Source organism: Pseudomonas sp. GW458-11-26-14-LB4 (assembly GCF_059423925.1).
This window is the reverse complement of record NZ_JBWKYU010000026.1, coordinates 1-20,213: the sequence shown is the minus strand read 5'-3', so window position 1 is coordinate 20,213 and position 20,213 is coordinate 1. Positions and strand designations below refer to the sequence as shown.

The following is a 20,213-nucleotide window of genomic DNA, read 5'->3' as shown; positions in this document are numbered from 1 at the left end:
TCGGCGTTATGCTGGAGGTCCGAACTCACGGACATCCATCATGCGCACGTTGATGCTGTTGCTGGCCGCAGGCGTACTCGCCGGGTGCCAGACATCGTTGCCCCCCGTCGATCCGAACATGGCCTGGGTCGAATTCTCCACGCCAACCCCCGGCGGAAAACTGCTGATGGCCGAGCGTCTCGACAACAGGCGGCTGACTGACGGGCGCTTCTTCCAGGTCACGCCCGGCAGCCACGAGCTACGGGTACGCTTCGACTTTGAAGTGTTCGGCGGAGGCGGCAGCCTGATGACCGGCCCCGTGGAGCGTCTGTGCTACCTGACCATCCGCTACGATCATTTCGAGGCGGGCCAGCGTTACTTGCTCGAAGGCCGTTCGCTGGCGTTTACCCCGAGTGCCCGCCTGTACAACGACAAGCGGGAAATCGTCGCCGAGGACCGCGAAGTCAACTGCATCATCTGAGGCGTATCAGCGGTCGTTCTTCTGATAGATGATGGCTTTGGTGCCGTTGTCGCAGGTGCCGACGATCATGGCGATGTCGTGTTTTTCAGCCTCTTCCTTGGAGACTATCTCCAGGGTGTAGGAGGGCACGGCGTTCGCCTGAATCTTGATTTCGATCTCTTGCTTGAGTTCTTCGCAGTCTTTGGGCGCTGCGAAGGCCGACGTTGCCAGCACGCCACAGATAACCGCCAAGGCAAAACGTTTCATGGTTGAAGCTCCATCGAAGCAGCGCGCACGAAGATGCGCGAAAGCTGCTGTCATTTATTCGACCACATTTTTGCCTGGCGGGTTCTGATTAGGCTCAAAGCAGTCAGCTGACCAGCGATGCGTCGAGACTGATCTTCGCATTCAGCACCTTGGACACCGGGCAACCTTCCTTGGCCTTGTTGCTCAGCTCTTCGAACTGCGCCTGGGTCGCTCCCGGAATTTTTGCCTTGAGGATCAGTTTCACTGCGGTGATCGCAAAGCCGCCATCCACCTGATCCAGCGTGACCTCGGCCTGGGTGTCGATGCTGTCGGCCTTGAGCCCGGCGTCACCGAGAATCATCGAAAACGCCATGGAGAAACAGCCCGCATGGGCGGCGCCGATCAGTTCTTCCGGATTGGTGCCCTTGCCGCCCTCGAAGCGGGCCTTGAAGCCGTAGGGTGCTTCGCGCAGGACGCCGGTTTCGGTGGAAATCGAGCCGATGCCGGTTTTCAGGTCACCTTCCCAATGCGCGGATGCCTTCTTCACGATAGCCATGTGTGCCTCCTTCAAATCGGGCGCGAGACGCCGCGCCGTCGTGGTTTTTGCCTGCAAGGCTTCTGAGGATAGACGCCGGAACAAAGTTCAGCCCAAGTGAATCGTTGACTTTTTTAGTAGGAAATTTCGGTTTGGCTATTGAAACTCGGGTATATGCCCTCATTGCACAGAACACGCTTATGAATTGGGCAGGTTTGCGTTCGCCAAGAACACACCTGCGCCCTCAATCGGAGATGCAGGTTTATGAAGCAACTGTCCGACGTAAAGTTTTCCACCCTTGATCTGGTGCCGGTGCGCGAGAACGGCAGCCCGGCGCAGTCGCTGCGCAACTCGCTGGATCTGGCGCAGCACGTCGAGAAGTTCGGCTATACCCGGTTCTGGGTTGCCGAGCACCACAACATGGACGGCATCGCCAGTTCTGCCACCTCGGTGTTGCTGGGCTATCTGGCCGGCGGCACGTCGACCATCCGGGTCGGCTCCGGTGGCGTGATGCTGCCCAACCACGCGCCGCTGGTGATTGCCGAGCAGTTCGGCACCCTTGAAAGCCTGTATCCGGGGCGGATTGACCTCGGCCTGGGCCGTGCGCCGGGTTCCGACCAGATGACCGCCCGCGCCTTGCGCCGTGAGCGCTCCGGCAGTGCCGATGATTTCCCGGAAGACGTGGCTGAGCTGGCGCGCTTCCTCGGTCCGCGCACCCCGGATCAGCGCGTGATCGCGATGCCGGGCACCGGCACCAACGTGCCGATCTGGCTGCTCGGTTCCAGTCTGTTCAGCGCGCAACTGGCCGGCGAGCGCGGTTTGCCCTACGCCTTCGCCTCGCATTTCGCACCGCGCTTCATGCATGAGGCGATTCGCGTCTACCGCAATCACTTCAAGCCATCGGCGGTACTCGACAAACCGTACGTGATGCTCGGCGTGCCGCTGGTGGCGGCCGATACCGATGAACAGGCTGATTACCTGGCGACCTCGGTGTACCAGCGAATTCTCGCGCTGATGCGTGGGCAAAGTCTGGTGCAGCGTCCGCCGGTGAAAACCATGGATGGCCTGTGGCTGCCCCATGAACGTGAGGCGGTGGGGGATTTCCTCGGTCTGGCGATGGTCGGCAGTCCGCAGAAAATCCGCGCGAAACTCGAAGTGCTGATCGAACAGACCCAGGCTGACGAACTGATCTTCACGTGCGACCTGTACGAACACGCCGATCGCCTGCATTCCTACGAGCTGCTGGCGCAGGTGATGAAGGGCTGAAATTCACTCTGATTTCCTGTGGGAGCGAGCCTGCTCGCGAATGCGCCATGTCAACCAGCGTCTTGAGTGACTGACACAATCATCGCGAGCAGGCTCGCTCCCACATGAAAAATCATTACCAACAAAAAAGCCGACGCATAGCGTCGGCTTTTGTTTTTCCGGCGTGATCAGCCGCGGGTGTAGACGATCTCTTTGGCGCCGCCTTCGCAGGTGCCGACGACTTTGCCGCCACTGGCCGCACCCTTGTCGACAATCTCCAGCGAATACCCGGAAACGCCCTTGGCATCCAGCTTGGCTGCAATCTCGGCCTTCAGTTCTTCACAAGGCTTGCCGGCAGCAAACGCACCACCCGCAAGGCTCAACAAACCTACCGCCAACATGAACTTCTTCATCGGTCGCACTCCCTGGTCGGATTAAAAAAGGCAGGCATCGAGCCGTTCGCTCGATGCACTCACCTCGTAGCGCATTGCCATTCCTATGGCACTCGGCCAGCGCGCAAGTTCAGAAGCGTAGACCAAACTCAGCTGCTGGCAATCCGGAACCCGACTTTCAGGGTCACTTGAAAGTGCGCCGCTTTGCCGTCCTTGATGTGGCCTCGGGTTTCGGTCACTTCGAACCATTCCAGATGCTTGATGCTCTTGGCGGCTTCCGCCAATGCGTTGTTGATAGCGTCTTCGATGCTGCTGGTGGACGAGCCGACCAGCTCGACTTTCTTGTAGGTGTGATGGTCACTCATGGTGTTCTCCTTGAAGTGTGCAATTGAGCCTAGCAGCGATTTGCCGTGTTGATTTCGGCGACTTGGGCGAAGGGAAGTTCAGATTTTCTGCACTTTCCAGAACCCGTGAAGTCCCAAACAACACACGCCACTCATCACCAATGCAGGAGAGCCACCATGGCCAACACCTCGTTACGCAAAGCCTCGTTGCAAAGCATGGAAGCGGAGATCGAGAGTCTGCTCAAGTCGTTGGAAAGCCTGAAGGACGACGCTTCTGACGAGTCGCGCAAGACCCTCAAGGCGCTGAAAAGCAATGCCGAAAGTGCGCTGAAACATTCGCGCAGCCTGCTCAGCGATGCCTACGAAGAAGTCAAAGTCAAAACCCGCGAGACCGGGATCGCCACCCGCGATTACGCGCAGGAACATCCGTGGACGACCGCCGGTGTGGCGGTCGGTGCGCTGGGTCTGCTGGCCGCTTACTTGCTGTTCAAGCGCGGCGAGTGATCTGCCTGGCGCAGCTCGTTCCTGAGCCACTGCGCCAATTGCCGGGCGCGCCCGTCTGCGGCGCGCTTGGGTAGCCACAACGCCAGTTGCGCCGGGGTTTCACTGAAGCCCCATGGCGCGACCAGGCGACCGGCCTTCAAGTCTTCGGTCACCAGCGGTTCCGGCGCGATCGCCACGCCCAGCCCGGCGACGGCCGCTTCCAGCAAGTAATACAAATGCTCGAAACCCTGCCCCAGCTTCAACGCCTTGGCGTCGAGGCCGCTTTGCTGCGCCCAGCTCGGCCAGGCTTGCGGGCGTGAAGTCGTGTGCAGCAAGGGTTCGTCGAGCAGGGCAATGGGCGGTGCCGATTGCAGGCGCTGGTAGCCGCTGAACAGCGGACTCATGACCGGGCCGATTCGCTCGCTGGCCAGCTCGTACACCTGCATGTCCGCCGGCCATGGCGGTTCGGCGAACAGCAGCAATGCATCCAGCCCCGGACGACGCGGGTCGAGATCGCCTTCACCGGCGGACAGGTGCAGACGCAAGTCCGGCAGATCCGCATTCAAGCGTCCCAGCCGAGGAATGAACCAGCGCGCCAGCAGGCTGCCGGAGCAACCGAGTACGAACGGCGCATCGGCGGTGCTTTGGGTCAGTTCGGCGCAAACGCTGCGCAAGCGGTCGAACGCCTCGCCGCTGGCATCGCGCAGGCGGATGCCGGAATCTGTGAGTTTCAGGCCTCGACCGTCCTTGACGAAAAGACTGACGCCGAGATGCTCTTCCAGCACCTTGAGCTGGCGGCTGACCGCACCGTGGGTGACGTGCAGTTGCTCCGCAGCCTGGCTGACGCTGTTCAGGCGGGCGGTGGCTTCGAAGGCGCGCAGGGCGTTCAGCGGGGGGAGGTCATGGCTCATGATATCTGTGAGTTTTCCTGACAGGTTGTGGCGATCTTATCGGTTTTCAGTCTGGAAGGTCAGGGGTAGAGTGAACGCCATTGTCTTCTCGTGAAATCCGCTGGAGCGAACCATGACCCAGACTTCGAACACCTCCGATCTGCGTGACGGCCCTGACGCCAACGGCCTGTTTGGCTCGTTCGGCGGCCGTTACGTTGCCGAAACCCTGATGCCGTTGATCCTCGACCTGGCTCGTGAATACGAAGCGGCCAAGGAAGATCCGGCGTTCAAAGAAGAATTGGCCTACTTCCAGCGCGACTACGTCGGACGTCCGAGCCCGCTGTATTTCGCCGAGCGCCTGACCGAGTTCTGCGGTGGCGCCAAGATCTACCTCAAGCGCGAAGAGCTGAACCACACCGGCGCGCACAAGATCAACAACTGCATCGGCCAGATCCTGCTGGCGCGGCGCATGGGCAAGAAACGCATCATCGCCGAGACCGGCGCCGGCATGCACGGCGTGGCTACCGCCACCGTGGCTGCGCGTTTCGGTCTGGACTGCGTGATCTACATGGGCACCACCGACATCGAGCGTCAGCAGGCGAACGTATTCCGCATGAAACTGCTGGGCGCCGAGGTGATCCCGGTGGTCGCCGGCACCGGCACCCTGAAAGACGCGATGAACGAAGCGCTGCGTGACTGGGTGACCAACGTCGACAGCACCTTTTACCTGATCGGCACCGTGGCCGGCCCGCACCCTTATCCAGCCATGGTTCGCGACTTCCAGGCGGTGATCGGCAAGGAAACCCGCGATCAGTTGCAAGCTCAGGAAGGTCGTCTGCCGGACAGCCTGGTGGCGTGCATCGGTGGCGGTTCCAACGCCATGGGCCTGTTCCACCCGTTCCTCGATGACAAGAGCGTCGAGATCATCGGCGTCGAAGCCGCCGGTTACGGCATCGAGACCGGCAAACACGCGGCCAGCCTCAACGGCGGCGTACCGGGTGTGCTGCACGGCAACCGTACCTTCCTGCTGCAGGACGACGATGGCCAGATCATCGACGCCCACTCGATTTCCGCCGGCCTCGACTATCCGGGCATCGGCCCTGAGCACGCGTGGTTGCATGACATCGGCCGCGTCCAGTACACCTCGGTGACCGACGACGAAGCCCTTGATGCGTTCCACAAATGCTGCCGCCTCGAGGGGATCATCCCTGCATTGGAAAGCGCTCATGCGTTGGCCGAAGTATTCAAACGCGCACCGAAACTGCCGAAGGATCACCTGATGGTGGTCAACCTGTCCGGCCGCGGCGACAAAGACATGCAGACCGTCATGCACCACATGGAACACTCTCAACAAGAGCAATCGAAGCAGGAGAAACACTGATGAGCCGCCTGCAAACCCGTTTTGCCGAACTCAAGGAACAGAATCGCGCCGCCCTGGTGACCTTCGTCACTGCTGGCGACCCGGACTACGACACCTCGCTGGCAATCCTCAAAGGCCTGCCGAAAGCCGGTGCCGACGTGATCGAACTGGGCATGCCGTTCACCGACCCGATGGCCGACGGCCCGGCGATTCAGCTGGCGAACATCCGTGCTTTGGGCGCCAAGCAGAACCTGATCAAAACCCTGCAAATGGTTCGCGAGTTCCGCAAGGACAACAGCGACACGCCGCTGGTGCTGATGGGTTACTTCAACCCGATCCACAAGTTCGGCGTCGAGCGCTTCATCGCCGAAGCCAAAGAGGCCGGCGTTGATGGCCTGATCGTGGTCGACATGCCACCGGAGCACAACTCGGAGCTGTGCGACCCGGCCCAGGCAGCGGGCATCGACTTCATCCGCCTGACCACCCCGACCACCGATGATGCGCGTCTGCCGAAAGTGTTGAACGGCAGCTCCGGCTTCGTTTACTACGTGTCGGTTGCCGGTGTGACCGGTGCCGGTGCGGCGACTCTGGAACACGTCGAGGAAGCGGTGGCGCGTCTGCGTCGTCATACCGATCTGCCGATCAGCATCGGTTTCGGTATCCGCACGCCGGAGCAGGCCGCGTCCATCGCGCGTCTGGCCGATGGTGTGGTGGTGGGCTCGGCGCTGATCGATCACATCGCCAACGCGACCACGCCGGACCAGGCCATCGACGGCGTGCTGAGCCTGTGTTCGGCGCTGTCCGAAGGCGTGCGTAAGGCTCGCGTCAGCTGAAGGTAAAGTTCCTGATACAGAGGAATTAGGGCCTCGCGGCACAGACTAATTGAGCAAGACCGAGGGATTCAGAACCACGTTCTGAATCCCTTTTTGCTGTCAGTGCAGTGAGGAAAGACCCGATGAAAATGCCGAAACGTCTGATTGCCAGTCTGGGCGTGCTGATGATCAGCGCGACGCCGCTGCTGGCCAGCGCCGATCCGCGCGACGATCACGACCACGGCGGCCCGCAACAGGGCCACTACGACAATCGCGGTGGCGATCACCATGATTGGCAAAGCAACCATCGCGGCGGCCCGCCGCCTCGGGATTTTGGCCCGGTGCGTCAGGTGATCCGTGACAATCATGGCTATTTCGTTCGCGGTGCGCCGCCGCCTCCAGGCATTCATCTGGTCCGTGGCCGCCCGCTGCCCCATGGCTATTACGGCGAGCGGCTGGATAACCGGGCGTTGAGTCGTCTGCCGTATTACCCGGGTTATGAATGGCGTCGTGCTGGCGGTGACATCGTGCTGATCGCGGTGGGCAGCGGGGTCGTTTACGAAGTGCTGGATGGCGTTCTGTACTGATCGTCAGGCAATAAAAAAGACCGCAGCCTTTACCGGCTGCGGTCTTTTGTTTTCAGGGCCTGTGTTTTTTCAGGGCAGTTCCAGTCCGCCCGAGGCTTTGTGCAGTTTGCGCAGATGCTCGCCGATCTGTTTCACGTTGGCCTCGCTGGCCGCAATTTCGGCTGCTCGTTTGGGCTCGAGCAATGCGCGTACTTCCTTATCGAGATCGCCGGTCAGGGCCAGCAATTGTTTCTGGCGCTGGCTGCTTTCTGCTTCCAGTCGGCTGAATTCGCTTGGTTGCGGCAGGCCATAACCTCGGGAGTCGAGCAATTCTGCCGGTCGGCTGAGAAAGCCGCTGTTGGCGAGAATCTGCTGCAACGTCGCGTTGGCCTTGTCCATGCCACCGTTTTCCAGCTCACGGGCGCCGAGGTAGCGTTGCTTGACCTCATCCTGAGCCAACAGCAATTGGCGGCGGAAACTGGCTTGCTCCAGCAACAACAGCGCGGCGCTGGTGCGCAGGTCAGCCCGTTCGAACCATGGGCGACGTTCTTCGGCGGACAGCGAAAGCCATTCTTCAACGGTTGCCTGCTTGATTGGCAATTGCTTTTTCAAGACATCGAACATCGCCTGATAACGGTCACGGAACGAGTCGAAGCGATAACCCAGGCGCAGCGCCTCTTTCGGATCATCGAGCACGCTGGTGTCGGCCAGGCCTCGCCCCTTCAGCACCTCCAGCAAGCCGTTGGGCATGATGCTGTCGAGGCCGGTGAGCCGGGCGTTGTTGCTGCCGCTGCGCAACAGTTTCAGGCCTTCCACCGCACAGTTGTTGGAGAGGAAGAAGTAATTGCCGTCGTAGCTCCAGTGCATTTCGGCGGCGTGTTCGACCACGCCCTCGATTTCGCTGCGCGAGAGATTCAGCGGCACCGACGCCAGGCTGCGCAGTTCGGTCTTGGTGTACTCGTCGATCACCTGCGCCAGCGGCAACACAAATAGGCGCGACGGGTATTTGCCGACCAGTCCGTCCCAGCTCGACAGCTGTACGTCACCGACGAAGGCGCGGTATGAGAGCACCAGATGCTGGTCCAGATCCAGTCGGCAGTCAGGCCCGCGTGGCCGCCCCGGTGCACAGATCACCAGACGCAACATGCTGTGACCCCAGCGGCTGACCCAGTTCTGGTTGGCTTCGGCCAGCAAATAATCCACCGCGTACACCCGCTCCGGATCGACCTGGCCCAGGGGCTGTTTGGCAAAGTCGTTGCCGGCATTGAGGAAAGCGAAGGTTTTGGCGCACTCATCTTTCGCGGGCGGTGCCCAGCCGAAGTGTTCCTGGTAATAGCGATACAGCGCCGGGCGGCGGCAGGCATAGCTCGGGTCGAGGAGGAAATACTCCATGTTGACCGCGACAAACTCTTTCGGGCTGGAGATTTCGTAGAGGTCGGGGCTGCGGGCGATCTGCCGGTTGTGCTGTTCCCGCTCACCCCGTCGCCCGACGTATTGCTGCCAGCCGGCGAGGTCGAGCAGGCGTGGATCATCGCTGAGGGTGAAGCGCCGACCGTTCTGGCCGCGGCACTCATCGGGAATGCCGATCAGCCCGGCGCTGTTGTTGCGTCGGGTACAGCGCTGGATCAGCGTGCGTTCGGCCGCCGGCCACAAGCGCGCGCGATCGTAAATGTGGGTGATTTCGTGCAGCACCGTGGCCAGCAGTTCCCGGCGAACGGTGCCGTGGGGGCGATTGGTTTTTTGCGTGGCCGCGCTGCCGTCGGTGAGGCTGGCGAGCAGTTTGCGGTTCAGGTCCAGCTCGGAGACGAGTGTCGCCTGGCCGTAGGCGTTGCCGGGCATGTCATCGGTCCAGCCGACATCGATGCGCCGGTCCAGGCGTTCGATGAAGCTCGGTGGCAATGCTTGCATGGCTTCATCGAGCAGCGCCTGGCTGGACTGTTGTTGGGCGGGGCTCAGGCCGTCGGTCTTGAGCCGCAATTGCAGGCCGGCGTGGGCGCTGTTGCCAAGCAGCAACAACGCCCCGGCCAGCAGCCAGGCGCCGAGTGACTTCACAGTGCGAGGATGGCTTCGGCGAGTACCTGATCGCTGGCATCGCGGGCTTCCGGCACGCGGGTGCGCAAGGTCTTGAAGGCCGCTTCCAGGTTTGCACCACGGATATCACCGTCGCTGGCCACGAAACTGGCGGCGTCGTCGTGGGCTTCGCGGATGATTTTCGAATCGCGAATCGACGTAGTGGTGTCGGAGGTGAAATCGATGGTGCGCTGGGAGGCGCGGACGATGATGTTACTGGTGGCTACCAGGGTGTGTGCCTGGGCCATATCGGCCAACAACAGCAGGCCAAGGGCGGCAGCAATCAGCGGGCTACGCATGGAACGACTCCGAAAAGACAGGGATGACTATTGGACGAGAATTGCCTGTGCCAGTTCAAGGTCGCTGACATGAAGTTTTGGCCGGCTCTTGCGCAGGTAATGCAGGGCGGATTCGAGCTGTGCACCGCGCATCTGGCCGTCACTGGCAACGAACGCTGCAGCATCGTCGTGCGCGGCGATGATCAGTTTACGGTCGAATGGCGCGGAAGACACCATGCCGGTGGCCCAGACGCTGACCACGGTGTTCTGTGTGGACACATCGAAGGCGTCTGCCAGAGGAACCCAGCAGGCGGTGATTAGTACAGAAGGGATAAGCAGATTTGTAAGAAAACGCATGGGACTCGGCAGCTGTTGGCGAGTCCCAAGGCTAACGCAATGCCCGGACTAGAGCCAGTGCCGAAACATCGGGACACGACCGGCGTGCCCCGCGATGTTTCTGTCGCTTAGATCGTCAGGATGGCTTGGGCCAACTGTGCGTCGGTCGCGTTCAGTTGCGGAGCCTGATGACGGATGTGATCGAGTGCGCTCTCCAGTTTCACGCCACGGATCTCGCCTTCGCTGGCCACGAAGCTGGCAGCGTCGTCACGGGCGGCGAGCACGATCTTGTCGTCACGGAAGGACGAGGTGACGTCGGAGGTGGCATCGGAAGAGGACTTGAGTGCGCCAACCACGGCGTCGGTGGTCACGATGAAGCTGGTGGCGCTGGCGTTGGCAGCGACGGCCAGCAGTGCGGCGGCGCTGAGCAGACGAAGACGGGACATGGGAGAACTCCTGTGGATAAACCGTATTGAGAGGTGGCTCGGTGTCTGAAGGTCAGACGCCAGTCGCACAGCATTCGCCACGTTCTGCATGGATATTAGGCCTCCGTGGAGAATCCGCACAGTGGTCAGGATGCTGGCCTGAACACATTTTGCTTAACTGTACTTGTCATTAATCTATTTTTATAAAACTGTACCTATGCGGTGTTTCGGGTTGGATATTCAGGTTTTTCTCCCCTGAAACGACAAGACCCCGGGTTTTCCCGCGACGGGTCTTGTGTGTTCAATTCGGGTTGCTGGCGGTGGGTCTAGCGACCAGAGCCAGCGACGCTGCTTAGCGCCAGAACGGCTTGCTCAGCTCTTCGTAGCGTTGTGCTTCGCTAATCCCGGCGTCAGCCAGCAGACGCGAATCCAGACGAGCCAGTTGATGGCGGCTGGAGATGCGGCGCTGCCACAGCATCAGGTTGGCGATAACGCGCAGAGGCAGGGAAGCCTGGGTGTTTACAGCTTTGTCTTCGAAGAACAGTTCGGAACTGAGTGTACGTTCCATGGTTGACATCCTTCCGCTTGTGGCGGGATTAGGTAGTGGTTTAACTGGTGCCCATGATCCTCTCGTTTGGCCAGACTCTCTAGATACAGTTCACCTGTATTGTGAGTGACCAGTTAACTGTTTATAGAGGGTGTATGGGTAAAAATCGCGCAAACTGTACCTGTCTGCGCTTATTTGGTGCATTTTTACCCAATTCGATGATTCGAGTAGGCAAAAGCCGTAGGAAAAGACCGGTACAGCAGTACAGTTTTTGACGGCTGCGGTGGATTTCAGAATCCCGCTGGCGAAACTGTGTTTGCGCCAGCGGTAAATCTGTGCGGATTACACCGCCAGCATGCGTCCGGTTTCTTCCAGATTGATGTGCCAGCTCAGGGCGTCACGCAGGATATGCGGGGTGTGGCCGCCAATGGCGCAGGCTTTGTCGAAGTAGTCGTTCAGCGCCTGGCGGAAATCCGGGTGCACACAGTTATCGATGATGACCCGGGCGCGTTCCCGTGGCGCCAGGCCGCGCAGGTCTGCCAGGCCCACCTCGGTCACCAGGATGTCGACGTCATGCTCGGTATGGTCGACGTGGCTGACCATTGGCACCACGCTGGAAATCGCGCCGCCCTTGGCGATCGACTTGGTCACGAACACCGCCAGGTGTGCGTTGCGCGCGAAGTCGCCCGAGCCGCCGATGCCGTTCATCATCCGCGTGCCGCAGACGTGGGTGGAGTTGACGTTGCCATAGATGTCGAACTCAAGGGCCGTGTTGATGCCGATGATGCCCAGACGCCGCACCACTTCCGGGTGGTTGGAGATCTCTTGCGGGCGCAGTACCAGTTTGTCCTTGTACTTCTCCAGGTTGCCGAACACGTCGCTGTTGCGCCGCTCCGAAAGGGTGATCGAGCTGCCGGAGGCGAAGCTCAGCTTGCCGGCGTCGATCAGGTCGAAGGTCGAGTCCTGCAGCACTTCGGAGTACATGGTCAGGTCTTCGAACGGCGAGTCGATCAGCCCGCACATCACCGCGTTGGCGATGTTGCCGATCCCGGCCTGCAACGGGCCGAGCTTGTTGGTCATGCGCCCGGCATCGACTTCCTGCTTGAGGAAGGTGATCAGGTGATCGGCGATGGCCTTGGTATCGACATCCGGCGACGACACGGTGGACGGCGAGTCCGACTGCTGGGTAATGACGATGGCGACGATTTTCTCCGGCGGGATCGGGATCGCGGTGCTGCCGATGCGGTCGTCGACCTTTACCAGCGGAATCGGCGTGCGGGTCGGGCGATAGGTCGGGATATAGATGTCGTGCAGACCTTCGAGGTTGGCGTTGTGTGCCAGATTGATCTCGACGATCACGTGTTTGGCGAAGATCGCGAAGCTCGCCGAGTTACCCACCGAAGTGGTCGGCACGATGTGGCCCTGTTCGGTGATGGCCACGGCTTCGATCACGGCGATGTCCGGCAGCTTCAGCTGCTGGTTGCGCAGTTGCTCGACGGTTTCCGACAGGTGCTGGTCGATGAACATCACTTCGCCGGCGTTGATCGCCTTGCGCAGGGTGCTGTCGACCTGGAACGGCATGCGCCGGGAAAGGACGCCGGCTTCGGTCAGTTGCTTGTCGAGGTCGTTGCCCAGGCTGGCACCGGTCATCAGGCTGATCTTCAGCGGCGTGACCTTGGCTCGCTCGGCCAGCGCATGGGGCACGGCCTTGGCTTCGCCGGCGCGGGTGAAGCCGCTCATGCCGACGGTCATGCCGTCCTCAATCAGCGCAGCGGCGTCGGCGGCGCTCATCACTTTATCCAACAACGAAGGCAGGCGAATACGGTCACGGTACATGGATTATTTTCTCGGGCAGCGAGTAGCAGGATGCGCAGTCTAGTGAATTTCGCGAGCGCCTGTCCCGCTACCAAGGTCGCAAACGAGGCGTCTATTTAGCGGGTTTCAAGTAAAACACCGTTACTGGATCTGCAACAACGCGGCAAATTGTCCGACGTTTTGCGCAAACAAAAACGCCCCGACAAGTCGGGGCGTTTGGTGTTGCCGGCGAGGGTTACTCGACCGCTTTGACCATGTCTTCGATGACTTTCTTCGCGTCGCCGAAGACCATCATGGTCTTGTCCAGGTAGAACAGTTCGTTGTCCAGACCGGCATAGCCGCTGGCCATCGAGCGCTTGTTGACGATGATGGTCTTGGCCTTGAACGCTTCGAGGATCGGCATGCCGGCAATCGGCGATTTCGGATCGTTCTTGGCGGCCGGGTTGACCACGTCGTTGGCGCCGAGCACCAGCACCACGTCGGCCTGGCCGAACTCGGAGTTGATGTCTTCCATCTCGAACACCTGGTCGTACGGCACTTCGGCCTCGGCCAGCAGTACGTTCATGTGCCCAGGCATCCGACCGGCCACCGGGTGGATCGCGTACTTCACGGTCACGCCGTGGTGGGTCAGCTTCTCGGTCAGCTCTTTCAGGGCGTGCTGTGCACGGGCCACCGCAAGGCCGTAACCCGGAACAATGATCACGGTGTCAGCGTTGGTCAGCAGGAAGGTCGCGTCGTCAGCCGAACCGGATTTCACCGGGCGGGCTTCCTTCTCACCGGCAGGACCGGCGTCTGCTGTATTGCCGAAACCGCCGAGCAGTACATTAAAGAAGGAACGGTTCATCGCCTTGCACATGATGTACGAGAGGATCGCACCGCTCGAACCCACCAGCGAGCCGGCAATGATCAGCATCGAGTTGTTCAGCGAGAAGCCGATACCTGCCGCCGCCCAGCCGGAATAGCTGTTGAGCATCGACACCACCACCGGCATGTCGGCGCCGCCGATCGGGATGATGATCAGCACGCCCATGACGAACGCCAGGGCCAGCATCAGTGCGAACGCGGCGAGGTTGCCGGTCAGCATGAAGGTGACGCCGAGGATCAGCGTTGCCAGACCCAGTACCGCGTTCAGCTTGTGCTGACCGCTGAACTGTACCGGTGCACCCTGGAACAGACGGAACTTGTACTTGCCCGACAGCTTGCCGAAGGCGATCACCGAACCGGAGAAGGTGATTGCACCGATGGCTGCGCCGAGGAACAGCTCCAGACGGTTACCCGCCGGGATCGAGTCGCCCAGTTGCTTGACGATGCCCAGCGACTGCGGCTCGACCACCGCAGCAATGGCGATGAATACCGCTGCCAGACCGATCATGCTGTGCATGAACGCAACCAGTTCCGGCATCTTGGTCATTTCAACGCGCTTGGCCATGATCGAACCGGCGGTGCCGCCGATCAGCAGGCCGACGATCACATAGCCAATACCGGCGGTGGCCAGCTCAGCGCCCAGCTTATAGATGAGGCCGACAGTGGTGATGATTGCCAGCGCCATGCCGAGCATGCCGAACAGGTTGCCGCGGCGCGACGTGGTCGGGTGCGACAGGCCCTTGAGGGCCTGGATGAAGCAGATCGACGCGATCAGGTAGAGCGTCGTGACGAGGTTCATGCTCATTACTTAGGCGCCTCTTCTTTTGCTTTCGGGGCTTTCTTCTTGAACATCTCAAGCATGCGGCGGGTGACCAGGAAGCCACCGAAGACGTTGACCGCGGCCAGTGCCACGGCGAGGGTGCCCATGGTCTTGCCCAGCGGGGTGACGGTCAGTGCGGCCGCGAGCATGGCGCCGACGATCACGATCGCCGAAATGGCGTTGGTCACTGCCATCAAAGGCGTGTGCAGCGCGGGTGTAACGTTCCAGACCACGTGGTAACCGACATAAATCGCCAGCACGAAGATGATCAGGTTGTAGATACCGGGGGAGATAAGCTCTTCCATCGTCTGAATCCCTGCTTAGGCGTTTTTGCGGATGACTTGGCCGTCGCGGCACATCAGGCACGCGGCGACGATGTCGTCTTCGAGGTTCACTTCGAACTGGCCTTCTTTGGTGAAGACCAGCTTCAGGAAGTCCAGCAGGTTGCGTGCGTACAGCGCCGAGGCATCTGCGGCGACTTCACCGGCAAGGTTGGTCGGGCCGACGATGGTCACGCCGTTCTCGATCACGACCTGATCGGCCACGGTCAGCGGGCAGTTGCCACCCTGAGCGGCCGCGAGGTCGATGACCACCGAGCCGGGTTTCATCTGCGCCACGGTGTCTGCGCTCAGCAGCGTCGGTGCCTTGCGGCCCGGAATCAGTGCGGTGGTGATGACGATGTCAGCCTGCTTGGCGCGCTCGTGCACGGCCTGGGCCTGACGCTGCATCCAGCTCGCCGGCATCGGGCGTGCGTAACCGCCGACGCCGACCGCGCATTCGCGTTCTTCATCGGTCTCGTAAGGCACGTCGACGAACTTGGCGCCGAGGGACTCGATCTGTTCCTTCACGGCCGGACGTACGTCGGACGCTTCGATGACGGCACCCAGACGTTTCGCCGTGGCAATCGCCTGCAACCCGGCCACACCGGCCCCCAGAATCAGCACGCGCGCCGCTTTCACGGTGCCCGCAGCGGTCATCAGCATCGGCATGAAGCGCGGATAGTAGTGAGCGGCCAGCAGCACGGCCTTATAGCCGGCAATATTCGCCTGGGACGACAGCACGTCGAGACTCTGGGCCCGGGAGGTACGTGGTGCCGCTTCCAGGGCGAACGCGGTAATCCCGCACTCGGCCATCTTCGCGATGGTGTCGTTGTTGAACGGGTTGAGCATGCCCACCAGCACCGTTCCGCGCTTGATCAGCGTCAGTTCGGCATCGCTTGGCGCGACCACTTTGAGAATCAGCTCGGCGCCAAACGCGTCATTGGCACTGCCAATGGTTGCGCCTGCCGCTTCATAGGCACTGTCGACAACGCTGGCTTTAACGCCGGCGCCGGTTTGCACAGTGACCTTATGACCTTGGCTGATCAGCTTTTTAATGGTTTCCGGGGTTGCAGCAACCCGTGTTTCACCGGTCTGGGTTTCGAGAGGAACACCAATGTGCACGTCAAATCTCCTGCGTGATCTTATTGAGTAAACCCATGCACTACGGATGGTGCGACTGGGGCGGCCGATCAGCACGATCCCGCCAAATCAGGGCGGGGCGCGGCATTTTGCAGGCGAAGTTTATGCCCTTCAAGGGGTTATGACGGGTGACGGAAAATTAACTACAAGTCATCCCGTGACCGAATGTCGCAGATGGCCAGTTGAATCCCTTGCAGGCCGTGCCTTTCAAGGATTCTGGATGAATTTGAAGATTTTTCTCATCGGTGACGTGAATAGGCCGCAATGAGTCGTGAATGGGGGCTCAAAGCCACGTCGTCAGGCGCTTGTGGGACGTCTGTACGACTTTCGGATACAGTCTGTCGATTTGCGACAAATAGTTATATCTGTAGGGCTTTAATTTTCCTGACTACGGGGTTAGCAATCGCTGAAACCCTTTAGCCTTCTAGGTTGTAGCTGTGTGCTTGGTTCACCAGCCAGTCGCGAAAAGCCTTGAGTGACGCGGATTCGACCTTTCGCTCCGGAATCATCAGGTAATACGCCTTGATGCTGGAGAGCGCGTTCGGGTTGGCAATCACCAAGCGTTTCTCGGCCAGTTCGCGCTGAATGAGGAATGGTGGGATCAGCGCGATACCCATGTCATGCATGGCCGCCTGGGCCAGCATGGAGAATAGCTCGTAGCGCGGACCTGTCATGTCGCGGGGGATGTTCAGGTGCTGCGAGTTGAACCACTGTCGCCAGGCGTAGGGGCGGGTGGTTTGCTGGAGCAGCGGCAGATCGGCGATTTCTTCAGGTGTCAGATGCGTCTTGTTGCCGAGCAGGACGGGACTGCATACAGGCATCGGATTCTCGCCCATCAGCCTGTGGGATTCGGTACCGGACCAGTCGGCATCGCCAAAGTAAATGGCGGCATCGAAGTCGGTATCGGCAAATAGGAACGGGCGGGTGCGGTTGGTCAGGTTGACCGTCACTTCCGGATGTTTGAGCTGGAAGTCCTTCAGTCTTGGCAACAGCCATTGCGTGCCGAAGGTGGGCACCACGGCGAGCTCAATCACATTGGTGCCTTGCTGACCCATCACCGACAGGGTGTCGCGCTCAACGGCGTCGAGTTGGGTGGCGACCCGACGACTGTAGGAAAGGCCCGCTTCTGTCAGCTTCACCCCGCGACGCGAGCGTCGGAAGAGTTCGACGCTGAGGAAGTCCTCCAGGCTGGCGATCTGTCGGCAAATGGCGCCCTGGGTGAGGGAAAGTTCTTCAGCGGCCTTGGTAAAGCTCTCGTGACGGGCAGCAGCCTCGAAGCTGATCAGGGCGGTGGTGCTGGGTATCTTGCGGCGCATGTACGTCAACCTCACTAATACATCGCTTAATCGGCATCTCGCGACGTTTCGGAGTGAGAAATTAGCACAACAGGATGCGAAATCCTCGTTTGCCGGGATGGGGAAGCGCGCCTAGGATCAATGCCACGTTAATTCACCCGATTTGCGAGGACTCACTCATGGGCGGTAAAGCTAGCTTCAACTGGATCGATCCACTGCTGCTGGATCAACAGCTGACTGAAGAAGAACGCATGATCCGCGACACTGCCGAGCAATTCGCCCAGCAGAGCCTCGCGCCGCGCGTGCTCGAAGCCTTCCGCCATGAAAAGACTGACCCGGCGATCTTCCGTGAAATGGGTGAGGTCGGCCTGTTGGGCGCGACCATCCCCGAGCAGTACGGTGGCAGCGGCCTCAACTACGTCAGCTATGGCCTGATCGCTCGTGAAGTCGAGCGTGTCGATTCTGGCTACCGTTCGATGATGAGCGTGCAGTCTTCGCTGGTGATGGTGCCGATCAACGAATTCGGTACCGAAGCACAGAAACAGAAGTACCTGCCGAAGCTGGCTTCCGGCGAGTGGATTGGCTGCTTCGGTCTGACCGAGCCGAACCACGGTTCCGACCCGGGCGCGATGATTACGCGTGCACGCAAAGTGGAAGGCGGCTACAGCCTGACCGGCGCCAAGATGTGGATCACCAACAGCCCGATCGCCGATGTGTTCGTGGTCTGGGCCAAGGACGATGCGGGCGACATCCGTGGTTTCGTTCTGGAGAAGGGCTGGAAAGGTCTGAGCGCTCCGGCGATTCATGGCAAGGTCGGTCTGCGCGCTTCGATCACCGGCGAAATCGTCATGGACAACGTGTTCGTGCCGGAAGAGAACATATTCCCAGACGTGCGCGGTCTGAAAGGTCCGTTCACCTGCCTCAACTCCGCACGTTATGGCATCTCTTGGGGCGCGTTGGGTGCTGCCGAGTTCTGCTGGCACACCGCTCGCCAGTACACCTTGGATCGTCAACAGTTCGGTCGTCCGCTGGCCGCCACTCAGTTGATCCAGAAGAAGCTGGCTGACATGCAGACCGAGATCACTTTGGCACTGCAAGGCTGTCTGCGTCTGGGCCGCATGAAGGACGAAGGCACTGCTGCGGTTGAAATCACTTCGATCATGAAGCGCAACTCTTGCGGCAAGTCTCTCGAGATCGCCCGCATGGCGCGTGACATGTTGGGCGGCAACGGGATATCCGATGAATTCGGCGTGGCCCGTCACCTGGTCAACCTGGAAGTGGTGAATACCTATGAAGGCACTCACGACGTTCACGCGCTGATCCTCGGTCGTGCGCAGACCGGCCTGCAGGCGTTCTATTAATAGGAGAGCGACCATGGGCGCGCTGTCGCATCTGCGGGTACTGGATTTATCGCGAGTGCTGGCCGGCCCATGGGCCGGGCAAATTCTTGCTGACCTTGGGGCGGAAGTGATCAAGGTCGAGCGCCCGGGCAATGGTGACGACACTCGCGCCTGGGGGCCGCCCTTCCTGAAGGACGCTTATGGCGAGAACACTAGCGAGGCGGCTTATTACCTGTCGGCCAATCGCAACAAGCAATCGGTGACGATCGACTTTACGCGTCCCGAGGGCCAGAAGCTCGTTCGGGAGCTGGCAGCCAAGTCCGACATCCTGATCGAAAACTTCAAGGTGGGTGGTCTGGCGGCGTATGGCTTGGATTACGAGTCGCTGAAGGCGATCAATCCGGATCTGATCTATTGCTCGATCACCGGTTTTGGTCAGACCGGACCGTATGCCAAGCGTGCGGGTTATGACTTCATGATCCAGGGGCTTGGCGGGCTGATGAGTCTGACCGGGCGACCTGAGGGTGATGAAGGTGCCGGGCCGGTGAAGGTGGGTGTGGCGCTTACGGATATCCTGACGGGGTTGTATTCGACCGTGGCGATTCTGGCGGCATTGGCTCACCGTGATCACGATGGCGGCGGGCAGCATATCGATATGGCGTTGCTGGATGTGCAGGTGGCTTGTCTGGCTAACCAGGCGATGAATTACCTGACGACGGGCAATGCGCCAAAGCGGCTAGGGAATGCGCACCCGAATATCGTGCCGTACCAGGATTTTCCTACGGCCGATGGCGACTTCATTCTTACCGTGGGCAATGACGGGCAGTTCCGCAAATTTGCCGAAGTGGCGGGGCAGCCCCAGTGGGCGGACGATCCGCGTTTCGCGACTAATAAGCTGCGGGTGGCGAACCGTGCGGTGCTGATTCCGCTGATTCGTCAGGCTACTGTATTCAAGACAACTGCAGAGTGGGTGGCTCAGTTGGAGCAGGCAGGTGTGCCGTGTGGGCCGATCAATGATCTGTCACAGGTATTCGAGGATCCGCAGGTGAAGTCTCGCGGGTTGGCGATTGAGCTGCCTCACGCGCTGGCGGGGATGGTGCCGCAGGTGGCCAGCCCGATCCGGTTGTCGCGGACGCCTGTCGAGTATCGCCTTGCGCCTCCTTTGTTGGGCGAACACACCTTGGACGTTTTGCAGCGGGTGCTGGGTCTTGGGGCTGGAGCAGTGGCTGCGATGAAAGAGGATGGAGTGCTCTGATGGTTCTCTCTCTATATAGAAGGGGTGCTGAATCCTTTTCTATATAGAGGGAATTGGATGTTTTTTGGCCTATCCGCAAGTTATTGAAAGAAAAGCGAAATTAAGGGTTGACGGCAGATCCTGAGTCTCTATAATTCGCCCCACTTCCGGCGCAGACGAAACGGAAAACTCCTTGAGATTCAATGAGTTAAGTAGTTTTCGAAGGCGGGTCGCTTCAGTTCATCGAAGCCTGGAAGCAGTTGGAAATGTCGACTTGTTCGGCGCTTTCAACGGTTCGATCTTCTCGGTCGAAAGCGGAGAAAAAGAGGTGTTGACAGCAGCGTGTAACGCTGTAAAATTCGCCTCCCGCTAACGAGAGATCGGAAGCGCAAGTGGTTGAAGTTGTTGAAGAAATCT

The 20,213-nt window shown here is 60.1% G+C and carries 23 protein-coding genes and 1 pseudogene; 8 read left to right on the top strand and 16 right to left on the bottom strand.

Annotation, left to right across the window (positions count from 1 at the left end):
• The first annotated feature begins 40 nt into the window (after positions 1-40).
• Positions 41-460, top strand: coding sequence for a PA0061/PA0062 family lipoprotein (locus tag AC07XZ_RS26215; RefSeq protein ID WP_102688251.1), 420 nt, complete (start codon positions 41-43; stop codon positions 458-460).
• 6 nt (positions 461-466) lie between these two features.
• Here AC07XZ_RS26215 and AC07XZ_RS26210 read toward each other — a convergent pair whose 3' ends face one another.
• Both AC07XZ_RS26210 and AC07XZ_RS26205 read right to left on the bottom strand, forming a co-directional pair.
• Positions 467-706, bottom strand: a complete 240-nt coding sequence (locus AC07XZ_RS26210; protein ID WP_007953935.1) for a DUF1161 domain-containing protein — start codon at positions 704-706, stop codon at positions 467-469.
• Positions 707-809: 103 nt separating this feature from the next.
• A complete protein-coding gene (locus AC07XZ_RS26205; RefSeq protein ID WP_011331817.1) occupies positions 810-1,241 on the bottom strand; it encodes an OsmC family protein in 432 nt (143 codons plus the stop codon).
• A gap of 243 nt (positions 1,242-1,484) precedes the next feature.
• Between AC07XZ_RS26205 and AC07XZ_RS26200 the strand changes: the two genes are divergently transcribed.
• Positions 1,485-2,486, top strand: coding sequence for an LLM class flavin-dependent oxidoreductase (locus tag AC07XZ_RS26200; protein ID WP_039764807.1), 1,002 nt, complete (start codon positions 1,485-1,487; stop codon positions 2,484-2,486).
• 167 nt (positions 2,487-2,653) lie between these two features.
• Here AC07XZ_RS26200 and AC07XZ_RS26195 read toward each other — a convergent pair whose 3' ends face one another.
• Together AC07XZ_RS26195 and AC07XZ_RS26190 are read right to left on the bottom strand one after the other, a co-directional pair.
• Entirely contained in the window at positions 2,654-2,878 is a 225-nt protein-coding gene (locus tag AC07XZ_RS26195) for a DUF1161 domain-containing protein (RefSeq protein ID WP_085748065.1), read from the bottom strand.
• A gap of 128 nt (positions 2,879-3,006) precedes the next feature.
• Positions 3,007-3,222, bottom strand: a complete 216-nt coding sequence (locus AC07XZ_RS26190; protein WP_075947107.1) for a dodecin — start codon at positions 3,220-3,222, stop codon at positions 3,007-3,009.
• A 156-nt stretch (positions 3,223-3,378) separates the two neighbouring features.
• Between AC07XZ_RS26190 and AC07XZ_RS26185 the strand changes: the two genes are divergently transcribed.
• Complete coding sequence (locus tag AC07XZ_RS26185) at positions 3,379-3,705, top strand: ElaB/YgaM/YqjD family protein (RefSeq protein ID WP_011331820.1); 327 nt, start codon at positions 3,379-3,381, stop codon at positions 3,703-3,705.
• Here the strand turns inward: AC07XZ_RS26185 and AC07XZ_RS26180 are convergent.
• The gene (locus AC07XZ_RS26180; RefSeq protein WP_102688252.1) at positions 3,678-4,595 is read right to left on the bottom strand and encodes a LysR family transcriptional regulator; all 918 of its coding nucleotides are present in this window, start codon (positions 4,593-4,595) and stop codon (positions 3,678-3,680) included. The genes AC07XZ_RS26185 and AC07XZ_RS26180 overlap by 28 nt on opposite strands.
• A gap of 112 nt (positions 4,596-4,707) precedes the next feature.
• Between AC07XZ_RS26180 and trpB the strand changes: the two genes are divergently transcribed.
• From trpB to AC07XZ_RS26165, 3 genes are all read left to right on the top strand, one after another.
• Entirely contained in the window at positions 4,708-5,955 is a 1,248-nt protein-coding gene (gene trpB, locus AC07XZ_RS26175) for a tryptophan synthase subunit beta (protein WP_102688253.1), read from the top strand.
• Positions 5,955-6,767 (top strand): tryptophan synthase subunit alpha, encoded by an 813-nt coding sequence (gene trpA / locus AC07XZ_RS26170; RefSeq protein WP_007953915.1) that lies wholly within the window; start codon positions 5,955-5,957, stop codon positions 6,765-6,767. Before trpB ends, trpA begins: the two co-directional genes overlap by 1 nt.
• 122 nt (positions 6,768-6,889) lie before the next feature.
• On the top strand, positions 6,890-7,333 hold the full coding sequence (locus tag AC07XZ_RS26165) for an anti-virulence regulator CigR family protein (protein ID WP_007953914.1): 444 nt from the start codon (positions 6,890-6,892) through the stop codon (positions 7,331-7,333).
• Between the two features lie 69 nt (positions 7,334-7,402).
• Here AC07XZ_RS26165 and AC07XZ_RS26160 read toward each other — a convergent pair whose 3' ends face one another.
• The 10 genes from AC07XZ_RS26160 to AC07XZ_RS26115 all read right to left on the bottom strand — a co-directional run bounded on the left by AC07XZ_RS26160 (position 7,403) and on the right by AC07XZ_RS26115 (position 17,243).
• On the bottom strand, positions 7,403-9,364 hold the full coding sequence (locus AC07XZ_RS26160) for a DUF7844 domain-containing protein (RefSeq protein ID WP_102688254.1): 1,962 nt from the start codon (positions 9,362-9,364) through the stop codon (positions 7,403-7,405).
• The gene (locus tag AC07XZ_RS26155) at positions 9,361-9,681 is read right to left on the bottom strand and encodes a DUF2388 domain-containing protein (RefSeq protein ID WP_039764795.1); all 321 of its coding nucleotides are present in this window, start codon (positions 9,679-9,681) and stop codon (positions 9,361-9,363) included. The genes AC07XZ_RS26160 and AC07XZ_RS26155 overlap by 4 nt, the downstream gene beginning before the upstream one ends.
• 27 nt (positions 9,682-9,708) lie before the next feature.
• The gene (locus AC07XZ_RS26150) at positions 9,709-10,017 is read right to left on the bottom strand and encodes a DUF2388 domain-containing protein (protein WP_085748070.1); all 309 of its coding nucleotides are present in this window, start codon (positions 10,015-10,017) and stop codon (positions 9,709-9,711) included.
• 107 nt (positions 10,018-10,124) lie between these two features.
• Positions 10,125-10,442, bottom strand: a complete 318-nt coding sequence (locus AC07XZ_RS26145; RefSeq protein WP_007953908.1) for a DUF2388 domain-containing protein — start codon at positions 10,440-10,442, stop codon at positions 10,125-10,127.
• 331 nt (positions 10,443-10,773) lie between these two features.
• Complete coding sequence (locus tag AC07XZ_RS26140; protein WP_007911656.1) at positions 10,774-10,989, bottom strand: DUF1127 domain-containing protein; 216 nt, start codon at positions 10,987-10,989, stop codon at positions 10,774-10,776.
• A gap of 321 nt (positions 10,990-11,310) precedes the next feature.
• Positions 11,311-12,804 (bottom strand): succinyl-CoA:acetate CoA-transferase ScpC, encoded by a 1,494-nt coding sequence (scpC, locus tag AC07XZ_RS26135; protein WP_064592552.1) that lies wholly within the window; start codon positions 12,802-12,804, stop codon positions 11,311-11,313.
• A gap of 214 nt (positions 12,805-13,018) precedes the next feature.
• Entirely contained in the window at positions 13,019-14,452 is a 1,434-nt protein-coding gene (locus AC07XZ_RS26130) for an NAD(P)(+) transhydrogenase (Re/Si-specific) subunit beta (RefSeq protein WP_085613551.1), read from the bottom strand.
• On the bottom strand, positions 14,452-14,772 hold the full coding sequence (locus AC07XZ_RS26125; protein WP_003220416.1) for an NAD(P) transhydrogenase subunit alpha part 2: 321 nt from the start codon (positions 14,770-14,772) through the stop codon (positions 14,452-14,454). Before AC07XZ_RS26125 ends, AC07XZ_RS26130 begins: the two co-directional genes overlap by 1 nt.
• Positions 14,773-14,787: 15 nt before the next feature.
• Complete coding sequence (locus tag AC07XZ_RS26120) at positions 14,788-15,909, bottom strand: Re/Si-specific NAD(P)(+) transhydrogenase subunit alpha (RefSeq protein ID WP_011331831.1); 1,122 nt, start codon at positions 15,907-15,909, stop codon at positions 14,788-14,790.
• Between the two features lie 434 nt (positions 15,910-16,343).
• Positions 16,344-17,243, bottom strand: coding sequence for a LysR family transcriptional regulator (locus AC07XZ_RS26115; protein ID WP_102688255.1), 900 nt, complete (start codon positions 17,241-17,243; stop codon positions 16,344-16,346).
• 158 nt (positions 17,244-17,401) lie between these two features.
• On the opposite strand from AC07XZ_RS26115, the gene AC07XZ_RS26110 reads away from it, so the two are divergent.
• Together AC07XZ_RS26110 and AC07XZ_RS26105 are read left to right on the top strand one after the other, a co-directional pair.
• Complete coding sequence (locus AC07XZ_RS26110; protein WP_064379316.1) at positions 17,402-18,583, top strand: acyl-CoA dehydrogenase; 1,182 nt, start codon at positions 17,402-17,404, stop codon at positions 18,581-18,583.
• Between the two features lie 13 nt (positions 18,584-18,596).
• Positions 18,597-19,817: a CaiB/BaiF CoA transferase family protein gene (locus AC07XZ_RS26105; RefSeq protein WP_102688256.1), complete on the top strand. Its 1,221-nt coding sequence runs from the start codon at positions 18,597-18,599 to the stop codon at positions 19,815-19,817.
• Positions 19,818-20,031: 214 nt separating this feature from the next.
• Here the strand turns inward: AC07XZ_RS26105 and AC07XZ_RS26100 are convergent.
• Positions 20,032-20,213, bottom strand: a pseudogene (locus AC07XZ_RS26100) (hypothetical protein); the annotation flags it as partial.